The organism is Pseudomonas sp. B21-036, from assembly GCF_024748925.1.
Taxonomy (GTDB): Bacteria; Pseudomonadota; Gammaproteobacteria; order Pseudomonadales; family Pseudomonadaceae; genus Aquipseudomonas; species Aquipseudomonas palmensis.
This window is the reverse complement of sequence record NZ_CP087178.1, coordinates 4,131,530-4,149,484: the sequence shown is the minus strand read 5'-3', so window position 1 is coordinate 4,149,484 and position 17,955 is coordinate 4,131,530. Positions and strand designations below refer to the sequence as shown.

General features: G+C 65.2%; 15 protein-coding genes. 9 read left to right on the top strand and 6 right to left on the bottom strand.

Annotated elements, in window-relative coordinates:
- Positions 1-50: 50 nt before the first annotated feature.
- Entirely contained in the window at positions 51-2,054 is a 2,004-nt protein-coding gene (gene mnmC, locus LOY33_RS18705) for a bifunctional tRNA (5-methylaminomethyl-2-thiouridine)(34)-methyltransferase MnmD/FAD-dependent 5-carboxymethylaminomethyl-2-thiouridine(34) oxidoreductase MnmC (protein ID WP_258659592.1), read from the bottom strand.
- A gap of 100 nt (positions 2,055-2,154) precedes the next feature.
- On the opposite strand from mnmC, the gene pap reads away from it, so the two are divergent.
- Complete coding sequence (gene pap, locus LOY33_RS18700; RefSeq protein WP_054915862.1) at positions 2,155-3,645, top strand: polyphosphate:AMP phosphotransferase; 1,491 nt, start codon at positions 2,155-2,157, stop codon at positions 3,643-3,645.
- Positions 3,646-3,743: 98 nt separating this feature from the next.
- Here the strand turns inward: pap and LOY33_RS18695 are convergent, their stop codons facing one another.
- Complete coding sequence (locus tag LOY33_RS18695; RefSeq protein ID WP_043862664.1) at positions 3,744-5,138, bottom strand: class II fumarate hydratase; 1,395 nt, start codon at positions 5,136-5,138, stop codon at positions 3,744-3,746.
- A 154-nt stretch (positions 5,139-5,292) separates the two neighbouring features.
- Between LOY33_RS18695 and LOY33_RS18690 the strand changes: the two genes are divergently transcribed.
- The 7 genes from LOY33_RS18690 (at position 5,293) to LOY33_RS18660 (ending at position 13,062) form a co-directional block, all read left to right on the top strand.
- Complete coding sequence (locus LOY33_RS18690) at positions 5,293-5,820, top strand: DUF2059 domain-containing protein (RefSeq protein ID WP_043862665.1); 528 nt, start codon at positions 5,293-5,295, stop codon at positions 5,818-5,820.
- 12 nt (positions 5,821-5,832) lie between these two features.
- Positions 5,833-6,132, top strand: coding sequence for a BolA family transcriptional regulator (locus LOY33_RS18685; protein ID WP_043862666.1), 300 nt, complete (start codon positions 5,833-5,835; stop codon positions 6,130-6,132).
- Between the two features lie 109 nt (positions 6,133-6,241).
- Positions 6,242-7,177 (top strand): rhodanese-related sulfurtransferase, encoded by a 936-nt coding sequence (locus LOY33_RS18680; RefSeq protein ID WP_043862667.1) that lies wholly within the window; start codon positions 6,242-6,244, stop codon positions 7,175-7,177.
- A gap of 3 nt (positions 7,178-7,180) precedes the next feature.
- Positions 7,181-7,813 carry a DsbA family protein gene (locus LOY33_RS18675; RefSeq protein ID WP_043862668.1) on the top strand — a complete coding sequence of 211 codons (633 nt, stop codon included), beginning with the start codon at positions 7,181-7,183 and terminating at the stop codon, positions 7,811-7,813.
- Positions 7,806-9,638 (top strand): ABC transporter ATP-binding protein, encoded by a 1,833-nt coding sequence (locus tag LOY33_RS18670; protein ID WP_258659590.1) that lies wholly within the window; start codon positions 7,806-7,808, stop codon positions 9,636-9,638. The genes LOY33_RS18675 and LOY33_RS18670 overlap by 8 nt, the downstream gene beginning before the upstream one ends.
- A 122-nt stretch (positions 9,639-9,760) precedes the next feature.
- Positions 9,761-12,220, top strand: coding sequence for an EAL domain-containing protein (locus LOY33_RS18665; protein WP_043862670.1), 2,460 nt, complete (start codon positions 9,761-9,763; stop codon positions 12,218-12,220).
- Positions 12,221-12,258: 38 nt separating this feature from the next.
- A complete protein-coding gene (locus tag LOY33_RS18660; RefSeq protein WP_258659588.1) occupies positions 12,259-13,062 on the top strand; it encodes a TenA family transcriptional regulator in 804 nt (267 codons plus the stop codon).
- 3 nt (positions 13,063-13,065) lie between these two features.
- Here LOY33_RS18660 and LOY33_RS18655 read toward each other — a convergent pair whose 3' ends face one another.
- The 4 genes from LOY33_RS18655 to LOY33_RS18640 form a co-directional block, all read right to left on the bottom strand.
- Positions 13,066-13,806, bottom strand: coding sequence for a YciK family oxidoreductase (locus LOY33_RS18655; protein WP_054915860.1), 741 nt, complete (start codon positions 13,804-13,806; stop codon positions 13,066-13,068).
- A gap of 113 nt (positions 13,807-13,919) precedes the next feature.
- Positions 13,920-14,591 (bottom strand): N-acetylmuramic acid 6-phosphate phosphatase MupP, encoded by a 672-nt coding sequence (gene mupP / locus LOY33_RS18650; protein WP_043862672.1) that lies wholly within the window; start codon positions 14,589-14,591, stop codon positions 13,920-13,922.
- Between the two features lie 2 nt (positions 14,592-14,593).
- A complete protein-coding gene (gene ubiG / locus LOY33_RS18645) occupies positions 14,594-15,292 on the bottom strand; it encodes a bifunctional 2-polyprenyl-6-hydroxyphenol methylase/3-demethylubiquinol 3-O-methyltransferase UbiG (RefSeq protein ID WP_043862673.1) in 699 nt (232 codons plus the stop codon).
- A gap of 61 nt (positions 15,293-15,353) precedes the next feature.
- Positions 15,354-16,685, bottom strand: a complete 1,332-nt coding sequence (locus LOY33_RS18640) for a TRZ/ATZ family hydrolase (protein WP_043862674.1) — start codon at positions 16,683-16,685, stop codon at positions 15,354-15,356.
- Between the two features lie 109 nt (positions 16,686-16,794).
- Between LOY33_RS18640 and mtnA the strand changes: the two genes are divergently transcribed.
- Positions 16,795-17,871 carry an S-methyl-5-thioribose-1-phosphate isomerase gene (gene mtnA / locus LOY33_RS18635; RefSeq protein ID WP_043862675.1) on the top strand — a complete coding sequence of 359 codons (1,077 nt, stop codon included), beginning with the start codon at positions 16,795-16,797 and terminating at the stop codon, positions 17,869-17,871.
- Positions 17,872-17,955 lie beyond the last annotated feature (84 nt).

Here is a 17,955-nt window from a genome sequence, read left to right as displayed (position 1 = left end):
AACTGACCGGTGCGGATCCTGTGAGTTTTAGATCAATCTGTTATAAGCCTTCAGCCTTGCTTGCCCTTGCCGCGTATCAGTTCGCGCAACATGAAACGATTCGGGTGGCAGGCCTCGGCCACGTCGCGCGGCACCGGCAAGGGTGCGTTGTCGACCCAGGCGGCGATCAGTTCACCCGCCAGAGGCGCGGTGATCAGGCCGCGCGAACCATGACCGCTGTTCACATACAGGCCCTCCAGCCAGGGGCACGGAGTGTCCGGCAGCTGTCGCGCGTCCTTGCCGAGCACGGCATACGCCTGGTTGAACGCCGCCTTGTCGGCCAGCGGGCCGACGATCGGCAGGTAGTCGGGGCTGGTGCAGCGAAACGCCGCGCGGCCCTGCAGGCTGGCCGGTTCCAGCTCGGCAGCGCCAAGGCGTTCTGCCAGGTCGCCGGAGATTTCCCGCAGCAGCTCCAGGTTGCTCGCATGTTCGGCAGCGGTGGGGGCGAGGTCGGTGCTGTGGAAGTCGAAGCTCGCCCCCAGGGTGTGTTCGCCCAGGCGCGGCGGCGCGACGTAACCGTCGGCGCACACCACGGTGCCCAGCGCGCGGCTGGCGTTGGTGGCCGGCAGGCGGGTGATCTGCCCGCGGATGCGCTTGAGCGGCAGCTCGGCGCACGGCTCGAAACGATGGATGTCCGCTGCGCTGGCCAGCACCACCAGCGGCGCGCTGGCCAGCAGGCGCTCGCCGTCCCATGCCTGCCACAAGCCGTCGACCTTGCGCAGCTGTACCACGTCATGGTGGGGCAGCAGGGTGATGTTCGGTTGCCCGGCCTGCCATTGGCACAGCGCGGGCGGATGCACCCAGCCGCCCTCGGGGTAGTACAGACCGCCACTGGGCAGGTCGACCCCGGCCACGGCTTCGGCCTGCGGCTGGTCGAGGCGTTGTAGCAGGGTGTCGCTGAACGCTTGGTCGAGCTTGATCTGGCGCTGGTCTTCCTTGTCGTCGAAGGCCAGTTGCAGCACCCCGCAGGCGTCCCAGTCGGTGCCGCGCTGCAACTGTTCGAGCAGGCGGCGGGTGTAGCCGAAGCCGGCGACGATCAGCCGCGACAGTGCGGTGCCGTGGGCCGACAGCTTCAGGTACAGCACGCCCTGGGGGTTGCCCGAGGCTTCACCGGCAGGGGCGGCGTGGCGCTCCAGCAGGCGTACCTGCCAGCCGCGCACCGCCAGGCTGGCGGCGGTGGCGCAACCGGCCAGGCCGGCGCCGATCACCAGCGCCTCGCGGGGGCCGGCCAGCGGCGCGGGGCGCGCGAACCATGGGGCAACCGGCGCGAGCGGCGCTTGCTCGGCGGGCCAGCCGGTGAATGCGCCGCGCAGCACTTCCCATTTTTTGCCGATACCCGGAATGCGCTTCATCTTGAAGCCCACCGCAATCAGCCCGCGACGCACCCAGCCGGTGCTGGTGAAGGTGCCAAGGGTGGCACCCGGCGCCGACAGGCGGCCGAGCTGGGCGAACAGCTCGGGGGTCCACATGTCGGGGTTCTTGGCCGGGGCAAAGCCATCGAGAAACCAGGCGTCGATGGAGGCGTCCAACTGCGGCAGCTGTTCCCGCGCATCGCCGATCATCAGGGTCAGGGTCACCCGACCCTGGTCGAAGACGAACTGCTGGAAACCTTCGTGCACCGCCACGTACTGCGCCAGCAGTGGCTGGCTGAACGGCGTCAGCTCGGGCCACAGGGCCAGGGCCTTGGCCAGGTCGGCATGGCTGAGGGGGTATTTTTCGACGCTGACGAAATGCAGGCGTGCCCCGGCCGGTGCACAGTCGGCGAACACCTGCCAGGCGCAGAAGAAGTTCAGGCCGGTGCCGAAGCCGGTTTCCCCGATCACCAGGCAACTGCCGTCGGCCATCGCGGCGAAGCGCTGGCGCAGGTCGTTCTGCTCGATGAACACATGACGGGTTTCCTCCAGGCTCTGCTCCTTGGAGAAATAGATGTCGTCGTACTGGCGTGAATACGGGCGGCCCTGTTCATCCCACTCGATCTGGGCGTACTGGGTCGGGGTGGCGGGGGTGTCGTTCATGTTCGGCTCGGCAACAGCGAAGCGTGCATTCTAGCCGATCGCCTTGCGACAAAGGGCTGCGTGATCCGCTAGTCTTGCTTATCCAAGAAGGGAGCCTGGTATGTTCGAATCCGCCGAAATTGGTCACGCCATCGACAAAGAAACCTATGACGCCGAAGTGCCGGCGTTGCGCGAAGCCTTGCTCGAAGCCCAGTTCGAGCTCAAGCAGCAGTCTCGCTTTCCGGTCATCGTGCTGATCAATGGCATCGAGGGGGCCGGCAAGGGCGAAACCGTCAAGCTGCTCAACGAGTGGATGGACCCGCGCCTGATCGAGGTGCGCACCTTCGACCAGCAGACCGACGAGGAGCTGGCCCGGCCGCCGGCCTGGCGCTACTGGCGGGCCTTGCCGAGCAAGGGGCGCATGGGCGTCTTCTTCGGCAACTGGTACAGCCAGATGCTGCAGGGGCGGGTGCATGGCCAGTTCAAGGACGCGGTGCTCGACCAGGCCATCAACGGCGCCGAACGGCTGGAAAAGATGCTGTGCGACGAAGGCGCGCTGATCTTCAAGTTCTGGTTTCACCTGTCCAAGAAGCAGATGAAGGCGCGGCTCAAGTCGCTCAAGGATGACCCGCTGCACAGCTGGAAGATCAGCCCGCTGGACTGGCAGCAATCGCAGACCTATGACCGGTTCGTGCGCTTCGGCGAACGGGTGCTGCGCCGCACCAGCCGTGACTATGCACCCTGGCACATCATCGAGGGCGTGGACCCGAACTACCGCAGCCTGGCAGTGGGCAAGATCCTGCTCGAGGGCCTGCAGAACGCCTTGAAGGCCAAGACCCTGGGGCGTCAGACCAACATCGCGCCGCTGGGCGAATCCATCGACGGACGCAGCCTGCTGGGCAGCCTGGACATGACCCTGCGTCTGGACAAGAACGACTACCAGGAGCAGCTGATTGTCGAGCAGGCCCGTCTGGCGGGCCTGCTGCGTGACAAGCGCATGCGTCGTCACGCGCTGGTGGCGGTGTTCGAGGGCAACGACGCGGCGGGCAAGGGCGGTGCCATTCGGCGCGTGGCCGCCGCGCTGGACCCGCGTCAGTACCGCATCGTGCCGATTGCCGCCCCTACCGAGGAGGAGCGGGCGCAGCCCTACCTGTGGCGGTTCTGGCGGCACATTCCGGCGCGCGGCAAGTTCACGGTGTTCGACCGCTCGTGGTACGGGCGGGTGCTGGTGGAGCGTATCGAGGGCTTTTGCAGCCAGGCCGACTGGATGCGCGCCTATGGCGAGATCAACGATTTCGAGGAGCAACTGCACGACGCTGGCGTGGTGGTGGTCAAGTTCTGGCTGTCGATCGACGAGCAGACCCAGCTGGAGCGTTTTCAGGAGCGCGAGCAGATACCGTTCAAACGCTTCAAGATCACCGAGGAAGACTGGCGCAACCGCGACAAGTGGGACGCGTATTCCGAGGCGGTGGGCGACATGGTCGACCGCACCAGCACCGAAGTGGCGCCCTGGACGCTGGTGGAGGCCAATGACAAGCGTTGGGCGCGAGTGAAGGTGCTGCGCACTATCAACGAGGCGCTGGAGGCGGCGTTCAAGAAAGACAAGAAGTGATCATTGGCCGCATCGCGGGGCAAGCCCGCTCCCACAGGCACTCCATCAGCCTTGTGGGAGCGGCTTGACCCGCGACGGGCTGCGTAGCAGAGCTTTTTTCAGCCTTTGCCGCCGGCCTCGAGCATCTGCTCCGGCCTTACCCATTCATCGAACTGCGCATCGGTCAGATACCCCAGTTCCAGCGCTGCCTCGCGCAGGGTGGTGCCTTCGGCGTAGGCCTTCTTGGCGATCTGCGCCGACTTGTCGTAACCGATATGCGGGTTGAGCGCCGTCACCAGCATCAGCCCGCGCTCCAGGTGCTCGGCCATCTGCTGCGGGTCTGGCTCGATGCCCGCCACGCAGTGCTGCTGGAAGTTGCGGCAGCCATCGGCCAGCAGTTCGATCGACTGCAGCAGGTTGTGGATGATCACCGGCTTGAATACGTTGAGCTGCAGGTGGCCCTGGCTGGCGGCAAAGCCGATGGTGGTGTCGTTGCCCAGCACCTGGCAGGCCAGCATCGACAGTGCCTCGCACTGGGTCGGGTTGACCTTGCCGGGCATGATCGAGCTGCCCGGCTCGTTGGCCGGCAGGCGCACCTCGGCCAGCCCCGCGCGCGGCCCGGAGCCGAGCAGGCGCAGGTCGTTGGCCAGCTTCATCAGGGCCACGGCCAGGGTTTTCAGCGCACCGGCCAGGGTGATCAGCGGCTCGTGCCCGGCCAGCGCGGCAAACTTGTTGGGCGCGGTGACGAACGGCAGCCCCGACAAGGCGGCAAGCTCGGCGGCGATCGCCTCGGCAAACCCGTGCGGTGCGTTCAGCCCGGTACCCACGGCGGTACCGCCCTGGGCCAGTTCGCACACCGCCGGCAGCGCCGCGCGGATGGCGCGCTGGGCGTAGTCCAGCTGGGCCACGTAGGCCGAGACCTCCTGGCCGAAGGTGATCGGGGTGGCGTCCATCATGTGGGTTCGCCCGGTCTTGACCAGTTGCATGTGGCGTGCGGCCAGTTCGGCCAACCCGCCCGACAGCTCGGCGATGGCCGGCAGCAGTTGCTGGTTGACCGCCTGTGCGGCGGCAATGTGCATGGCGGTCGGGAAGCAGTCGTTGGAGCTCTGCGAGCGGTTGACGTGGTCGTTGGGGTGTACCGGCACCTTGCCGCCGCGGCCCTTGCCGGCCAGCTCGTTGGCGCGCCCGGCCAGCACTTCGTTGGCGTTCATGTTGCTCTGGGTGCCGCTACCGGTCTGCCACACCACCAGCGGGAACTGGTCGTCATGCTCGCCGGCCAGCACCTCGTCGGCGGCCTGTTCGATCAGGCGGGCGATGTCGGCCGGCAGGTCGCCGTTGCGGTCATTGACCCGCGCTGCGGCTTTCTTGATCAGCACCAGCGCGTGCAGTACCGCCAGCGGCATGCGTTCCTTGCCGATGGCAAAGTTGATCAGCGAGCGCTGGGTCTGGGCACCCCAGTAGGCCTCGTCAGGAACTTCAACCGGGCCCAGGCTGTCAGTTTCGATACGGCTCATGCGGTACGCACTCCTTCAATGGCTTGTTTGCGCAGTTTAGGCCCTGATTCGGCATGGCGGTTCCATTGCCTGTCGTCCCTCTTGAGCAGGCTGCCCCAGTCGGCGCAGAATGCTCTACTCTGGGTACGCCCTCTTTTTATTTTAAGGAATTTCGATGACCCGTCTTCGCGCCCTCTGCACGGCTGTCGCGCTGGTCTGCGCCAGCGGCCAGGCACTCGCCGATACCGCCAGCCACAACGCCAGCGCTGAAAAATTCCTGGTGATGGCGCACGCCGACAAACTGGGTACCCCGGTCTACATGCAGGTGCAGCAGATGTTTGCCCAGCGCTTCGAGCAGACCAAGGCGCCGGCGTCCAAAAAGGCCGTGCTTGAAACCTACCAGGCCAAGGCCAACGCCGCCCTGGACCAGGCCATCGGCTGGAACAAGCTCAAGCCGGACATGATCAAGCTGTACACCAGCACCTTCAGCGAATCCGAGCTCAAGGACCTGGTCGCCTTCTACCAGTCGCCACTGGGCAAGAAAGTCCTGGAAAAGATGCCTGCCGTTACCCAGCAGTCGGCCCAGCTGACCCAGCAGAAGCTTGAAAGCGCCGTGCCGGTGGTCAACAAGCTGCTGGCCGACATGACCAACGAGCTGGACCCGTCCGCCGGCAAGGCGGCCGCACCGGCCAAGAAACCTTAAGCGGAGCCCAGCATGTCGATGCAGCAGAAGATCGAACAGAGCCTGGCGGCGCTCGCCCCGCAGCACCTCGAGGTGCTGGACGAGAGCCACATGCACAGCCGGGGCCAGCAGACCCACTACAAGGCCGTGCTGGTCAGCGAACAGTTCGATGGCTTGAACAGCGTCAAGCGCCACCAGAAGGTCTACGCCACCCTGGGTGACCTGATGGGGCAGTTCCATGCCCTGGCGTTGCACACCTACACCCCGCAGGAATGGCAGAAAGTCGGCAGCGCGCCGGCTTCGCCCACCTGCGCCGGAGGCAGCAAACACTGAAATCCCTTTCAGGTTTTTGCTAGAATCCGCAACGCGCCGCCTGTCGGCGCGTTTTTTATTGTCGACCCGGTCCGCCCTTTGCGAGGGTGACCACCTGGAGAATCAAGGCATGACCCAAGCTATCGTCGTGGCGGCGCTGTACAAGTTCGTCACCCTGAAAGATTACGTCGAGCTGCGCGAGCCGCTGCTCGAGACCATGGAGCGCAACGGGGTCAAGGGCACCCTGCTGCTGGCCGAAGAGGGTATCAACGGCACCGTGTCGGGTACCCGCGAAGGCATCGATGGCCTGCTGGCCTGGCTGCGCAGCGATGCACGCCTGGTGGACATCGATCACAAGGAATCGTACTGCGACGAACAGCCGTTCTACCGCACCAAGGTCAAGCTCAAGAAAGAGATCGTGACCCTCGGCGTGCCGGGCGTGGACCCGAACCGGACGGTCGGTACCTATGTCGAGCCCAAGGACTGGAACGCGCTGATCAGCGACCCCGAAGTGCTGCTGATCGACACCCGCAACGACTATGAAGTGGCGATTGGTACCTTCGAGGGCGCCATCGACCCAAAGACCACCACCTTTCGCGAGTTTCCCGAGTACATCAAGGCCAACTTCGACCCTGCCCGGCACAAGAAGGTGGCGATGTTCTGCACCGGTGGCATCCGCTGCGAAAAAGCCTCCAGCTATATGCTCGGCGAGGGTTTCGAAGCGGTCTATCATCTTAAGGGTGGCATCCTGAAGTACCTCGAGGAGGTTCCCCAGGAAGAAACGCGCTGGCAGGGCGACTGCTTTGTCTTCGACAACCGCGTGACCGTGCGTCACGACCTCAGCGAAGGCGACTACGACCAGTGCCACGCCTGTCGTACCCCGATCAGCGTGGAAGAACGGGCCTCCGAGCATTATTCGCCAGGCATCAGCTGCCCGCATTGCTGGGACAGCCTGAGCGAGAAGACCCGGCGCAGCGCCATCGATCGGCAGAAGCAGATCGAGTTGGCCAAGGCCCGCAACATGCCGCACCCGATCGGCCACAACTATCGCAAAGCCGAGGTGTGATGGATGACCGCTCGCCTGCTGTATGTAATGGACCCGATGTGCTCCTGGTGCTGGGGTTTCGCACCCGTGGCCGAGGCCCTGATACGGCAGGCGCGCGAGGCCGGCGTGGACACCCACCTGGTGCCCGGCGGCCTGCGCTCGGGCAGCAGTGCGCTGGATGCCTCCACCCGGCGCTACATTCTTGAACACTGGCAGGCGGTCAACCAGGCCACCGGCCAGCCGTTCCAGCTCGAGGGCGCGATGCCCGAAGGCTTTGTCTACGACACCGAACCTGCCTGCCGCGCGCTGGTGGCTGCACGCAGCCTCGACCCGCAGCGGGCCTGGACGCTGCTGGGGATGATCCAGCAGGCGTTCTACCAGCGCAGCGAAGACGTGACCCTGCCGGTCAAGCTGGTGGAGCTGGCCGAGCAGGCCGGTTTCGACCGCGCCGCCTTCGCCGAGGCCTTCAGCAGCGGCGACACCCGCAGCGCCACCGCCGCCGACTTCACCTGGGTGCAGGACCTGGGCATCGCGGGCTTCCCGACCCTGCTCGCCGAGCGCAATGGCCAACTGGCCCTGCTGACCAACGGCTACCAGGCCCTGGGGGCGCTGCAGCCGCTGCTGGGGCGCTGGCTGGAGCATGCGGTCAATGCTTGACCTGCCTGGCTCCCCCGACCCGGTGCCCGGGCCGACGCCGGCACCTGTCGATCGCTTGAGCTGGGCCGAGATCCGGCGCCTGGCGCAACACCACAAGAAAGCCCTGTGGACTGCCAACGGCGTGGCCGTGCTGGCGGCCCTGTGCAGTGTGCCGATTCCGCTGCTGCTGCCGTTGCTGGTCGACGAAGTGCTGCTGGGGCACGGCGATGCGGCGCTCAAGTGGATGAACAACCTGCTGCCCGCCAGCTGGCAGGTGGCGGCCGGCTACATCGGCCTGATGCTGGTCTTCACCCTGACGCTGCGCTGTGCGGCACTGGCCTTCAACGTGGTGCAGGCCAAGCTGTTCGCCGGGCTGGCCAAGGACATCGTCTACCGGCTGCGCATCCGCCTGATCGAGCGGCTCAAGCGCATCTCCCTGAGCGAGTACGAGAGCCTGGGCAGCGGTACGGTTACCACGCACCTGGTCACCGATCTGGACACCGTGGACAAGTTCGTCGGTGAAACCCTCAGCCGCTTTCTGGTGGCCATGCTCACGCTGGCCGGCACCTCGGCGATCCTGTTGTGGATGCACTGGCAGCTGGCGCTGTTGATCCTGCTGTTCAACCCGCTGGTGATCTTTGCCACGGTGCGGTTGGGCAAGCGGGTCAAGCACCTGAAGAAACTCGAGAACGACAGCACCTCGCGCTTCACCCAGGCACTGACCGAAACCCTGGATGCGATCCAGGAAATCCGTGCCGGCAACCGCCAGGGCTACTTTCTCGGGCGCCTGGGCATGCGTGCCCAGGAGGTGCGCAACTATGCGGTGTCCTCGCAATGGAAGAGCGATGCCAGCAGCCGCGCCAGTGGCTTGCTGTTCCAGTTCGGCATCGACATCTTTCGCGCAGCGGCCATGCTCACGGTGCTGTTTTCCGACCTCAGCATCGGCCAGATGCTGGCGGTGTTCAGCTACCTGTGGTTCATGATCGGCCCGGTGGAGCAGTTGCTCAACCTGCAGTACGCCTACTACGCGGCAGGTGGTGCGCTGAGCCGGATCAACGAGCTGCTGGCGCGCAGCGACGAGCCGCAGTATCCCGGCGGCATCGACCCTTTCGCGGGGCAGACCACCGTGGGCATCGAGGTGCGCGGGCTGCGTTTCGGCTATGGCGAGGAGCCGGTGCTGGACCAGTTGAACCTGTCCATCGCACCCGGCGAGAAGGTGGCCATCGTCGGCGCCAGCGGCGGCGGCAAGAGCACCCTGGTGCAGCTGTTGCTGGGCCTGTACAGCGCCCAGGCCGGCAGCATCCGCTTCGGCGGTTCGACCTTGCAGGAGATCGGCCTGGAAACCCTGCGCGAGCATGTGGCGGTGGTGTTGCAGCACCCGTCGCTGTTCAACGACACCGTGCGCGCCAACCTGACCATGGGCCGCGAGAGTACCGATGAGGCCTGCTGGCGGGCGCTGCGCATTGCCCAGCTCGACGCCACCATCGCCGCGCTGCCGCAGGGCCTGGACAGTGTGGTGGGACGTTCGGGCGTGCGTCTGTCCGGCGGGCAGCGCCAGCGTCTGGCGATTGCGCGCATGGTGCTGGCCGAGCCCAAGGTCGTCATTCTCGATGAGGCCACCTCGGCGCTGGACGCGGCCACCGAGTACAACCTGCACCAGGCGCTGAGCCGCTTCCTCAGCGCCCGTACCACCCTGATCATCGCTCACCGCCTGTCGGCAGTGAAGCAGGCCGACCGCGTGCTGGTGTTCGATGGCGGGCATGTCGCCGAGGATGGCGGTCACCAGCAGCTGATCGCCGAGGGTGGGTTGTACGCCAAGCTCTATGGGCATTTGCAACAGAGCTGAGGGCCTTCTACTGTACAACTGTTGTACAGGTGAAAAAGGGCCTGATGGCAGGTGGCAAATGGCCTAGGCTGTGTCTGTGCAGGATGAGACTCATCGGGCTGCGCATTGCTGCAAGGGACCTCATGAAGCAGAAACGGACTCTCGAAGCGCCCAGGTTGTTGGGCATCATCTGGCCTTTTGTGGCGGTCGTACTGTTCCAGGCCTTGCTGGGGGGCATCAGCCTCTATGCCTTGTCGGCCGTGCGCGGTTATGTGGCGGGCGAGAGCCTGTGGTCCAAGGGGCAGAAGGACGCCATCTACTTCCTGAGCCTGTATACCGACAGCCGCGACGAGGCGGCCTACCAGAAGTACCGGCAGGCCATCGCCATCCCCCAGGGTGGGCACCAGCTGCGCACCGCGCTGGACGCCAAGCCCCTGGACCTGGCCGCTGCGCGCCAGGGCATCCTCAGGGGCGGCAACCACCCGGATGACATCGACAGCGTCATCTGGCTCTACCTGAATTTCCGTCATGTCAGCTACATGGAACGCGCCATCGAACGCTGGTCGGTGGGGGACGATTACCTGCAGCAGCTGGATGCGCTGGCCAATCGTATCCACCAGGGTATCGTCACCGGGAATGTCACTGCGCAGCGGGTTGCAGCCTGGAAGGGTGAGATCGCCGCGATCAACGAGGCGGTAACCCCCGCCGCCATGGCGTTCAGCGATGCCCTGGGCGAAGGATCGCGCATGCTGTTGCGCCTGCTGCTGGTGGTCAACCTGGCCACGGCACTGTTTCTGATTGCGCTGGCCTGCCTGCGCACGCACAAGCTGCTGGCGCAGCGCCAGGCCTTTGCCAGTGCCCTGCAGGTGGAGAAGGATCGGGCGCAGATCACCTTGCAGTCGATTGGCGATGGGGTGATCACCACCGATGTCGAGGGCTGTATCGCCTACATGAACCCTGCCGCCGAGCAGTTGACCCACTGGAGCGCCGGACAGGCCCAGGGCCTGCCGCTGGCGGCGCTGTTCAGCCTGCTGGACGACAACGCCGAAAAAGACAGCCTGTCCCTTACCGAGCGCATTCTGAGCGGTACCCTCAAGGGCGGCAGCGAGCACGCCAAGCTGATCCAGCGGCTGGACGGCAGCACGGTGTCGGTGGCCCTGGTGGGCTCGCCGATCATCAGTGACGGTCAGGTCAGTGGCATCGTGCTGGTGCTGCACGACATGACCCAGGAGCGCCAGTACATCGCCAACCTGTCGTGGCAGGCTACCCATGATGCCCTCACCGGGCTGGCCAACCGGCGCGAATTCGAATACCGGCTGGAGCTGGCGCTGGGCGACCTGGGCCGCCAGGCGGCGCGCCACACCCTGCTGTTTCTGGACCTGGATCAGTTCAAGCTGGTCAACGACACCTGTGGCCATGCGGCGGGCGACGAATTGCTGCGTCACATTTGCGCGGTGCTGCAGGCGGGCGTTCGCGAGGGCGATACCCTGGCGCGCCTGGGCGGCGACGAGTTCGGTATCCTGCTGGAGAACTGCCTGCCCGAGCAGGCCGAGCGCATTGCCGAGAATCTGCGCCAGACCGTGCAGAGCCTGCACTTCGTGTGGAAGGGGCGCCCGTTCATGACCACCGTGAGCGTGGGCCTGGTCCACCTGCAACTGGCACCCCATACGCTGGAGGCCTCGCTGCGTGCGGCCGACATGGCGTGCTACATGGCCAAGGAGAAGGGGCGCAACCGGGTGCAGGTGTACCACCCCGACGACACCGAGCTGTCCATGCGCTTTGGCGAGATGGCCTGGATCCAGCGCCTGCACATCGCCCTGGAGGAAGACCGCTTCTGCCTGTATGCCCAGGAAATCGCGCCACTGGCGGCCGGTGAGTCGGATGCCGGTCATCTGGAAATACTGCTGCGCCTGCATGATGAGAGCGGGCGCATCATCCTGCCCGACAGCTTCATCCCGGCCGCCGAACGCTATGGGCTCATGACGGCCCTGGATCGCTGGGTGGTGAACAGAGTGTTCAAGGTGATTCGCCAGGCTCTGGATGAGGGGCGAAAGGGGCCATTGGCAATGTGCGCCATCAACCTGTCGGGCAGCAGCATCGGCGATGACAAGTTTCTGGATTATCTGCAGCGCCAGTTCGTCGAGTACGCCATACCGCCTGAAATGATCTGTTTCGAGATCACCGAAACCAGTGCGATTGCCAACCTGGGCAGCGCCATTCGTTTCATCAACGAATTGAAAGGGCTGGGTTGCCACTTTTCGCTGGACGACTTCTGCGCCGGGATGTCGTCGTTTGCCTACCTCAAACACCTGCCCGTGGACTTCCTGAAAATCGACGGGAGTTTCGTCAAGGACATGCTTGACGATCCGATTAACCGGGCTATGGTCGAAGTGATCAACCATATTGGCCACGTCATGGGCAAGCGCACCATTGCCGAGTTTGTCGAGACGCCCCTGATCGAGCAGGCGCTGCATGAAATTGGTGTCGATTACGCCCAGGGCTACCTGATCGAGCGGCCGCAGGTGTTCACCTGTGAAAGCTTGCAACGCCGGCGTATCCGTTCGCGACCCTTGCTGTTCAGGACGCCGGGGACGTTTCGCTGAGCGTTCACTTCAAATCACAAGGATGTAGGGATATGACAGTGATTGATGCATTTGAGCGAGTGGGTCCATTGATGGAAGCGCAAAGTTACCCACTCTGGGCTCAGAAACTGATCGAGGATTGCAGTGCGAGCAAGCAGCGGGTGGTAGAGCATGAAATCTATCACCGCCTGCGCGACGGCAAGCTGAGCCAGCGCACCCTGCGCCAGTATCTGATCGGCGGCTGGCCGGTAGTCGAACAGTTTTCGGTGTACATGGCGCAGAACCTGGCCAAGACCAGTTTTGCCCGCCACCCGGGGGAAGACATGGCGCGTCGCTGGCTGATGCGCAATATCCGTGTCGAGCTCAACCATGCCGATTACTGGGTGCACTGGGCCCAGGCGCACGGGGTCAGCCTGGACGATCTGAACGAGCAGAACGTGCCGACCGAGTTGCAGGCGCTGAGTGACTGGTGCTGGCATACCTGTGCGGCCGATTCGCTGATCGTGGCCATGGCCGCGACCAACTATGCGATCGAAGGCGCGGTGGGGGAATGGTCGGCGCTGGTGTGTTCGACGGATACCTACGCCAACGGCTTTCCCGAAAGCGGGCGCAAGCGCGCCATGAAATGGCTGAGGATGCACGCGCAGTATGACGACGAGCACCCTTGGGAGGCGTTGGAGATCATCTGCACGCTGGCGGGCAACAACCCACCACAGGCGCTGCAGACCCAGCTGCGTCGTGCGATCTGCAAGAGCTACGACTACATGTACCTGTTTCTGGAGCGCTGTCTGCAGCTGGAGCAGTCCCCACAGGCCGAGCCGGGCTCCACTGCCCGGTCGCGCTCGGCCCTGGTCGGTGCCTGAGGGCTACTGTGCGTTGAGCGCCTGGCCGTTGATGCCCTTGCTGTCCGGGCCCATCAGGTAGAGGTAGACCGGCATGATCTGCTCGGGCAGCGGGTTGTTCTCCGGTGCCTCGGCAGGGTAGGCCTGGGCGCGCATGCTGGTGCGTGTGGCGCCCGGGTTGACGCTGTTGGCGCGCACGGGGGCAACGTTCTCCAGCTCGTCGGCGAGGGTCTGCATCAGGCCTTCGGTGGCGAATTTCGATACGCCATAGGCACCCCAGTAGGCCCGGCCCTTGCGCCCGACGCTGCTGGAGGTGAACACCACCGAGGCATCCTCCGACAGCTTGAGCAGCGGCAGCAGGGTGCTGGTGAGCATGAACATGGCGTTGACGTTGATGTGCATGACGCGCATGAAGTTCTCGCCCGACAACTGCTCCAGCGGGGTACGCGGGCCGATGATGGAGGCGTTGTGCAGCAGCCCGTCGAGACGACCGAATTCGTTTTCCACCATCACTGCCAGCTCATCGTACTGATGGGGCAGGGCGGTTTCGAGGTTGAAGGGCACGACCACCGGTGCCGGATGGCCGGCTGCGGTGATCTGGTCGTGCACCTCGTTGAGGTTGGCTTCGGTCTTGCCCAGCAGCAGTACCGTGGCGCCATGGGCGGCGTAGGCTTTGGCAGCAGCGGCGCCGATGCCGCGACCGGCGCCGGTGACCAGGATGACCCGGCCGTTGAGCAGGCCGGGGCGGGCGGTGTAGTCGAACATGGGATTCCCTCGAGATCGTGGTGAGGCATTCGCCGGCACGGCCGGCTCCTACAAATCGATGCGGTGTTGCAGGAGCCGGCTGTGCCGGCGAAGCTTTTGGCGGGTGTCGGCGATCAGCAGCCGCACAGGGCGCTGTCGAGCACCTTGCGCAGGTCCAGCGGATGATCGACCACCACGTCCGCGCCCCAGTTGTTGGGATTGTCCTCTGGATGAATATAGCCGTAGCGCACCGCTGCGGTGCGGGTGCCGGCGTCGCGGCCCGACTCGATGTCGCGCAGGTCGTCACCCACGAACAGCACGCTGGCCGGGTCCAGGTTCAGGGTCTTGCAGGCCAGGATCAGCGGCTCGGGGTCGGGCTTGCTGTTCTTCACGTGATCCGGACAGATCAGCAACGAAGATCGCTCGGCCAGGCCCAGCTGCTGCATGATCGGCTCGGCGAAGCGTACCGGCTTGTTGGTGACCACGCCCCACAGCAGGTTGCCTTTTTCGATGTCGGCCAGCAGCTCGGCCATGCCGTCGAACAGCTTGCTGTGCACCGCGCAATCCTTCTGGTAGCGCTCGAGGAATTCCAGGCGCAGCGCCTCGAACTCGGGGGCTTCGGGGCTCATCGCGAACGCGGCGGCGACCATGGCTCGGGCGCCACCGGAAATCACCTCGCGAATCCGTTCGTCGTCGATTGCCGGAAGGCTGCGGTCGGCCAGCATGGCCTGGCAGATGGCGATGAAATCCGGCGCCGTGTCGAGCAGGGTGCCGTCCATGTCGAAAAGTACTGCTCGCAAACGCATGCTCATTCCTCGCGCAGGGTCTGGATCATGTAGTTGACGTCCACGTCGCTGGCCAGTTTGTAGTGCTTGGTCAGCGGGTTGTAGGTCAGGCCGATGATGTCCTTGACGCTCAGGCCCGCTTCGCGGCTCCAGGCGCCCAGTTCGGACGGTCGGATGAATTTCTTGAAGTCATGGGTGCCGCGCGGCAGCAGCTTCATGATGTATTCCGCACCGATGATGGCGAACAGGTAGGCCTTGGGGTTGCGGTTGATGGTGGAGAAGAATACCTGGCCGCCGGGCTTGACCATGCGGTAGCAGGCGCGGATCACCGAGGAGGGGTCGGGTACGTGCTCGAGCATCTCCAGGCAGGTGACCACGTCGAACTGCTCGGGCATTTCCTCGGCCAGGGCTTCGGCGGTGATCTGCCGGTATTCCACCTCGACGCCGGACTCCAGCTGGTGCAGGCGGGCGACGGCCAGCGGCGCTTCACCCATGTCGATGCCGGTGACGGTGGCACCCCGCAGGGCCATGGCCTCGCTGAGAATGCCGCCGCCACAACCGACGTCGAGCACTTTCTTGCCGGCCAGCTTGACCCGCTCGTCGACCCAGTTGACCCGCAGCGGATTGATGTCGTGCAGTGGCTTGAATTCGCTCTCGCGGTCCCACCAGCGGTGGGCCAGGGCTTCGAATTTGGCGATTTCGGCGTGGTCGACGTTGCTCATGGAACGGTCCTCAGAAACTTTGATAATTCGCTACAGGTCGGCAGCCGTGGCTGCCGACGGGTTATTCGTGCTGGCCGCCGATACGCTGGCCCCAGTCACAGGCGCTGGCATGCAGGGCCTGTTCGTCGAGCCGGGTGAGGCGGCGCTCATCGAGCAGTTGCCGGCCGGCCACCCAGACATGTCTTGCGCAGTCCCGCCCGCTGGCATACACCAGTTGCGAGACCGGGTCGTAGATCGGCTGCTGGGCCAGGCCCGACAGGTCGAATGCCACCAGGTCGGCAGCCTTGCCCAGCTCCAGCGAGCCGGTTACGGCCTCCAGGCCCAGGGCGCGGGCGCCGTTGAGGGTTGCCATGCGCAATGCGCGATGGGCATCCAGGGCGCTGGCCGAACCTGACACGGCCTTGGCCAGCAGGGCCGCGGTACGGGTTTCGCCCAGCAGGTCGAGGTCGTTGTTGCTGGCGGCGCCATCGGTGCCTATGGCTACGTTGACGCCAGCCTGCCACAGGCGTTCCACCGGGCAGAAGCCGCTGGCCAGCTTGAGGTTGGATTCAGGGCAGTGCACCACGCTGGTGTTGCTTTCTACCAGCAGGGCCAGGTCGTCGTCGCTGACCTGGGTCATGTGCACGGCCTGCAGGCGCGGGCCCAACAGGCCGATGCGTGCCAGGCGCGCCAATGGCCGCTCGCCGCACTGATCGATGGACTGCTGCACCTCGAAGGCGGTCTCGTGCAGGTGCATGTGCACCGGCGCGTCCAGCTCTTCGGCGATCACCCTAACCTTTTCCAGGTTGGCGTCGCTGACCGTGTACGGTGCGTGCGGGCCCAAGGCCACGGTAATGCGCGGATGGTGGCGCAGGTCGCCGAACAGCTCCACGCCCAGGTGCAGGCCTTCGTCGAAGGTGCGGGCGCCGGGAATCGGGAAGTCCAGCAACGGCACTGCGATCTGCGCGCGCATGCCGCTGTCGTGCACGCATTCGCTGGCGATCTTGGGGAAGAAGTACATGTCCGAGAAGCAGGTGATGCCACCCTTGAGCTGTTCGGCAATGGCCAGGTTGGTGCCGTCACGCACGAAGGCTTCATCGACCCAGCGGGCTTCGGCGGGCCAGATGTGCTCCTGCAGCCAGGTCATCAGCGGCAGGTCGTCGGCCAGGCCGCGAAACAGCGTCATCGCGGCGTGGCCGTGGGCGTTGATCAGGCCGGGGGCGAGCAGGCAGCCGGGCAGCTCGCGCACCTCGGTGGCCTGCAGGCGCAGGGCGTCTTCGCGCGGGCCAATGAAGGCGATAAGGCCGTCGCGGATACCGATGCCGTGGCCCTTGAGTACCACCCCGGCCGGTTCGACGGGCACCAGCCACGAGGGCAGGAGCAACAGGTCGAGGGGAGGGGCAGGCTTGGGCATGTGCGAAAATCCCGGTATCGCGGAAGGTGGGGGCGAAGTATACCCGAGCGTCCGCGGCTGGGGCTCGTTATAATCGTGCGCTTTTGATGTCCGAATGACGGGGTGAGGCATGCGCGATCGACTGTTGGCTGCGGAGAAGGTGACGGCCATCGATTGGCGGGATGGTGCCCTGTATCTGCTCGACCAGCGTGCGCTGCCGTTCGAGCAGCGCTGGCTGGCGTATAACGACGCCGTCGGGGTGGCCGAGGCCATCCGCACCATGGTGGTGCGCGGCGCCCCGGCCATCGGCATCAGTGCGGCCTATGGCCTGGTGCTGGCGCTGCGCCAGCGCCTGGCGGATGGCGATGACTGGGAAATGGCTCTGGAAGAGGACTTCGAGCTGCTGGGCGAAGCCCGTCCCACCGCCGTCAACCTGTTCTGGGCACTGAACCGCATGCGCGAGCGGCTGTTGCGGATCAAGGCCGGGGATGACGTGCTGGCGATCATGCTGGCCGAAGCCGAGGCCATCCACGAAAGCGACCGTGAAGCCAACCTGACCATGGCCCAGCTGGGCGCCGAGCTGATTCGCAGGCACCAGGGCAGCGAGCAGGCCATCCTCACCCACTGCAATGCCGGCGCGCTGGCCACGGGCGGGTTCGGCACTGCGCTGGGGGTGATTCGCGCCGCGTACCTGGAAGGCATGGTGGAGCGGGTGTACGTGGCCGAGACCCGGCCCTGGCTGCAAGGGTCGCGGCTGACCGCCTGGGAGCTTGCCGGCGAAGGGGTGCCGGTGACCATTGGCGTCGATTCCGCCGCCGCACACCTGATGAAGACCAAGGGCATCACCTGGGTGATCGTCGGCGCCGACCGCATCACTGCCAATGGCGACGTGGTCAGCAAGATCGGCACCTACCAGCTGGCGGTCAATGCCATGCACCATGGGGTTCGCTTCATGGTGGTGGCGCCCAGTTCGAGCATCGACCTCAACCTGGCCAGTGGCGAGGAGGTGATGCTCGAGGAGCGGGATGTCAGCGAGCTGCTGGAGGTGGGCGGCGAACGGGTCGGGGCCGGGGTAGAGGCCTTCAATCCGGTGTTCGATGTGACGCCGGCAGACCTGATCGACGTGATCGTGACCGAAAAGGGCATCGTCGAGCGTCCGGACGCGGCCAAGATGGCGCAGTTGATGTGCCGCAAGCGGTTGCATTGAGGTCCGCGCCGCGCCCTTTGCCGGCAAGCCGGCCTCAGATCGGGCGGCGGTTTGCCATACTCCCAAGCCTATCGGGACTGTGGT

What these genes read in the sequence shown, in the direction of transcription:
- pap (WP_054915862.1), top strand. Translation starts at nt 2,155, where the DNA reads ATGTTCGAATCCGCCGAAATTGGTCACGCCATCGACAAAGAAACCTAT.
- mtnA (WP_043862675.1), top strand. Translation starts at nt 16,795, where the DNA reads ATGCGCGATCGACTGTTGGCTGCGGAGAAGGTGACGGCCATCGATTGG.
- mnmC (WP_258659592.1), bottom strand. Translation starts at nt 2,054, where the DNA reads ATGAACGACACCCCCGCCACCCCGACCCAGTACGCCCAGATCGAGTGG.
- LOY33_RS18685 (WP_043862666.1), top strand. Translation starts at nt 5,833, where the DNA reads ATGTCGATGCAGCAGAAGATCGAACAGAGCCTGGCGGCGCTCGCCCCG.
- ubiG (WP_043862673.1), bottom strand. Translation starts at nt 15,292, where the DNA reads ATGAGCAACGTCGACCACGCCGAAATCGCCAAATTCGAAGCCCTGGCC.
- LOY33_RS18680 (WP_043862667.1), top strand. Translation starts at nt 6,242, where the DNA reads ATGACCCAAGCTATCGTCGTGGCGGCGCTGTACAAGTTCGTCACCCTG.
- LOY33_RS18695 (WP_043862664.1), bottom strand. Translation starts at nt 5,138, where the DNA reads ATGAGCCGTATCGAAACTGACAGCCTGGGCCCGGTTGAAGTTCCTGAC.
- LOY33_RS18640 (WP_043862674.1), bottom strand. Translation starts at nt 16,685, where the DNA reads ATGCCCAAGCCTGCCCCTCCCCTCGACCTGTTGCTCCTGCCCTCGTGG.
- LOY33_RS18675 (WP_043862668.1), top strand. Translation starts at nt 7,181, where the DNA reads ATGACCGCTCGCCTGCTGTATGTAATGGACCCGATGTGCTCCTGGTGC.
- LOY33_RS18655 (WP_054915860.1), bottom strand. Translation starts at nt 13,806, where the DNA reads ATGTTCGACTACACCGCCCGCCCCGGCCTGCTCAACGGCCGGGTCATC.
- mupP (WP_043862672.1), bottom strand. Translation starts at nt 14,591, where the DNA reads ATGCGTTTGCGAGCAGTACTTTTCGACATGGACGGCACCCTGCTCGAC.
- LOY33_RS18690 (WP_043862665.1), top strand. Translation starts at nt 5,293, where the DNA reads ATGACCCGTCTTCGCGCCCTCTGCACGGCTGTCGCGCTGGTCTGCGCC.
- LOY33_RS18670 (WP_258659590.1), top strand. Translation starts at nt 7,806, where the DNA reads ATGCTTGACCTGCCTGGCTCCCCCGACCCGGTGCCCGGGCCGACGCCG.
- LOY33_RS18665 (WP_043862670.1), top strand. Translation starts at nt 9,761, where the DNA reads ATGAAGCAGAAACGGACTCTCGAAGCGCCCAGGTTGTTGGGCATCATC.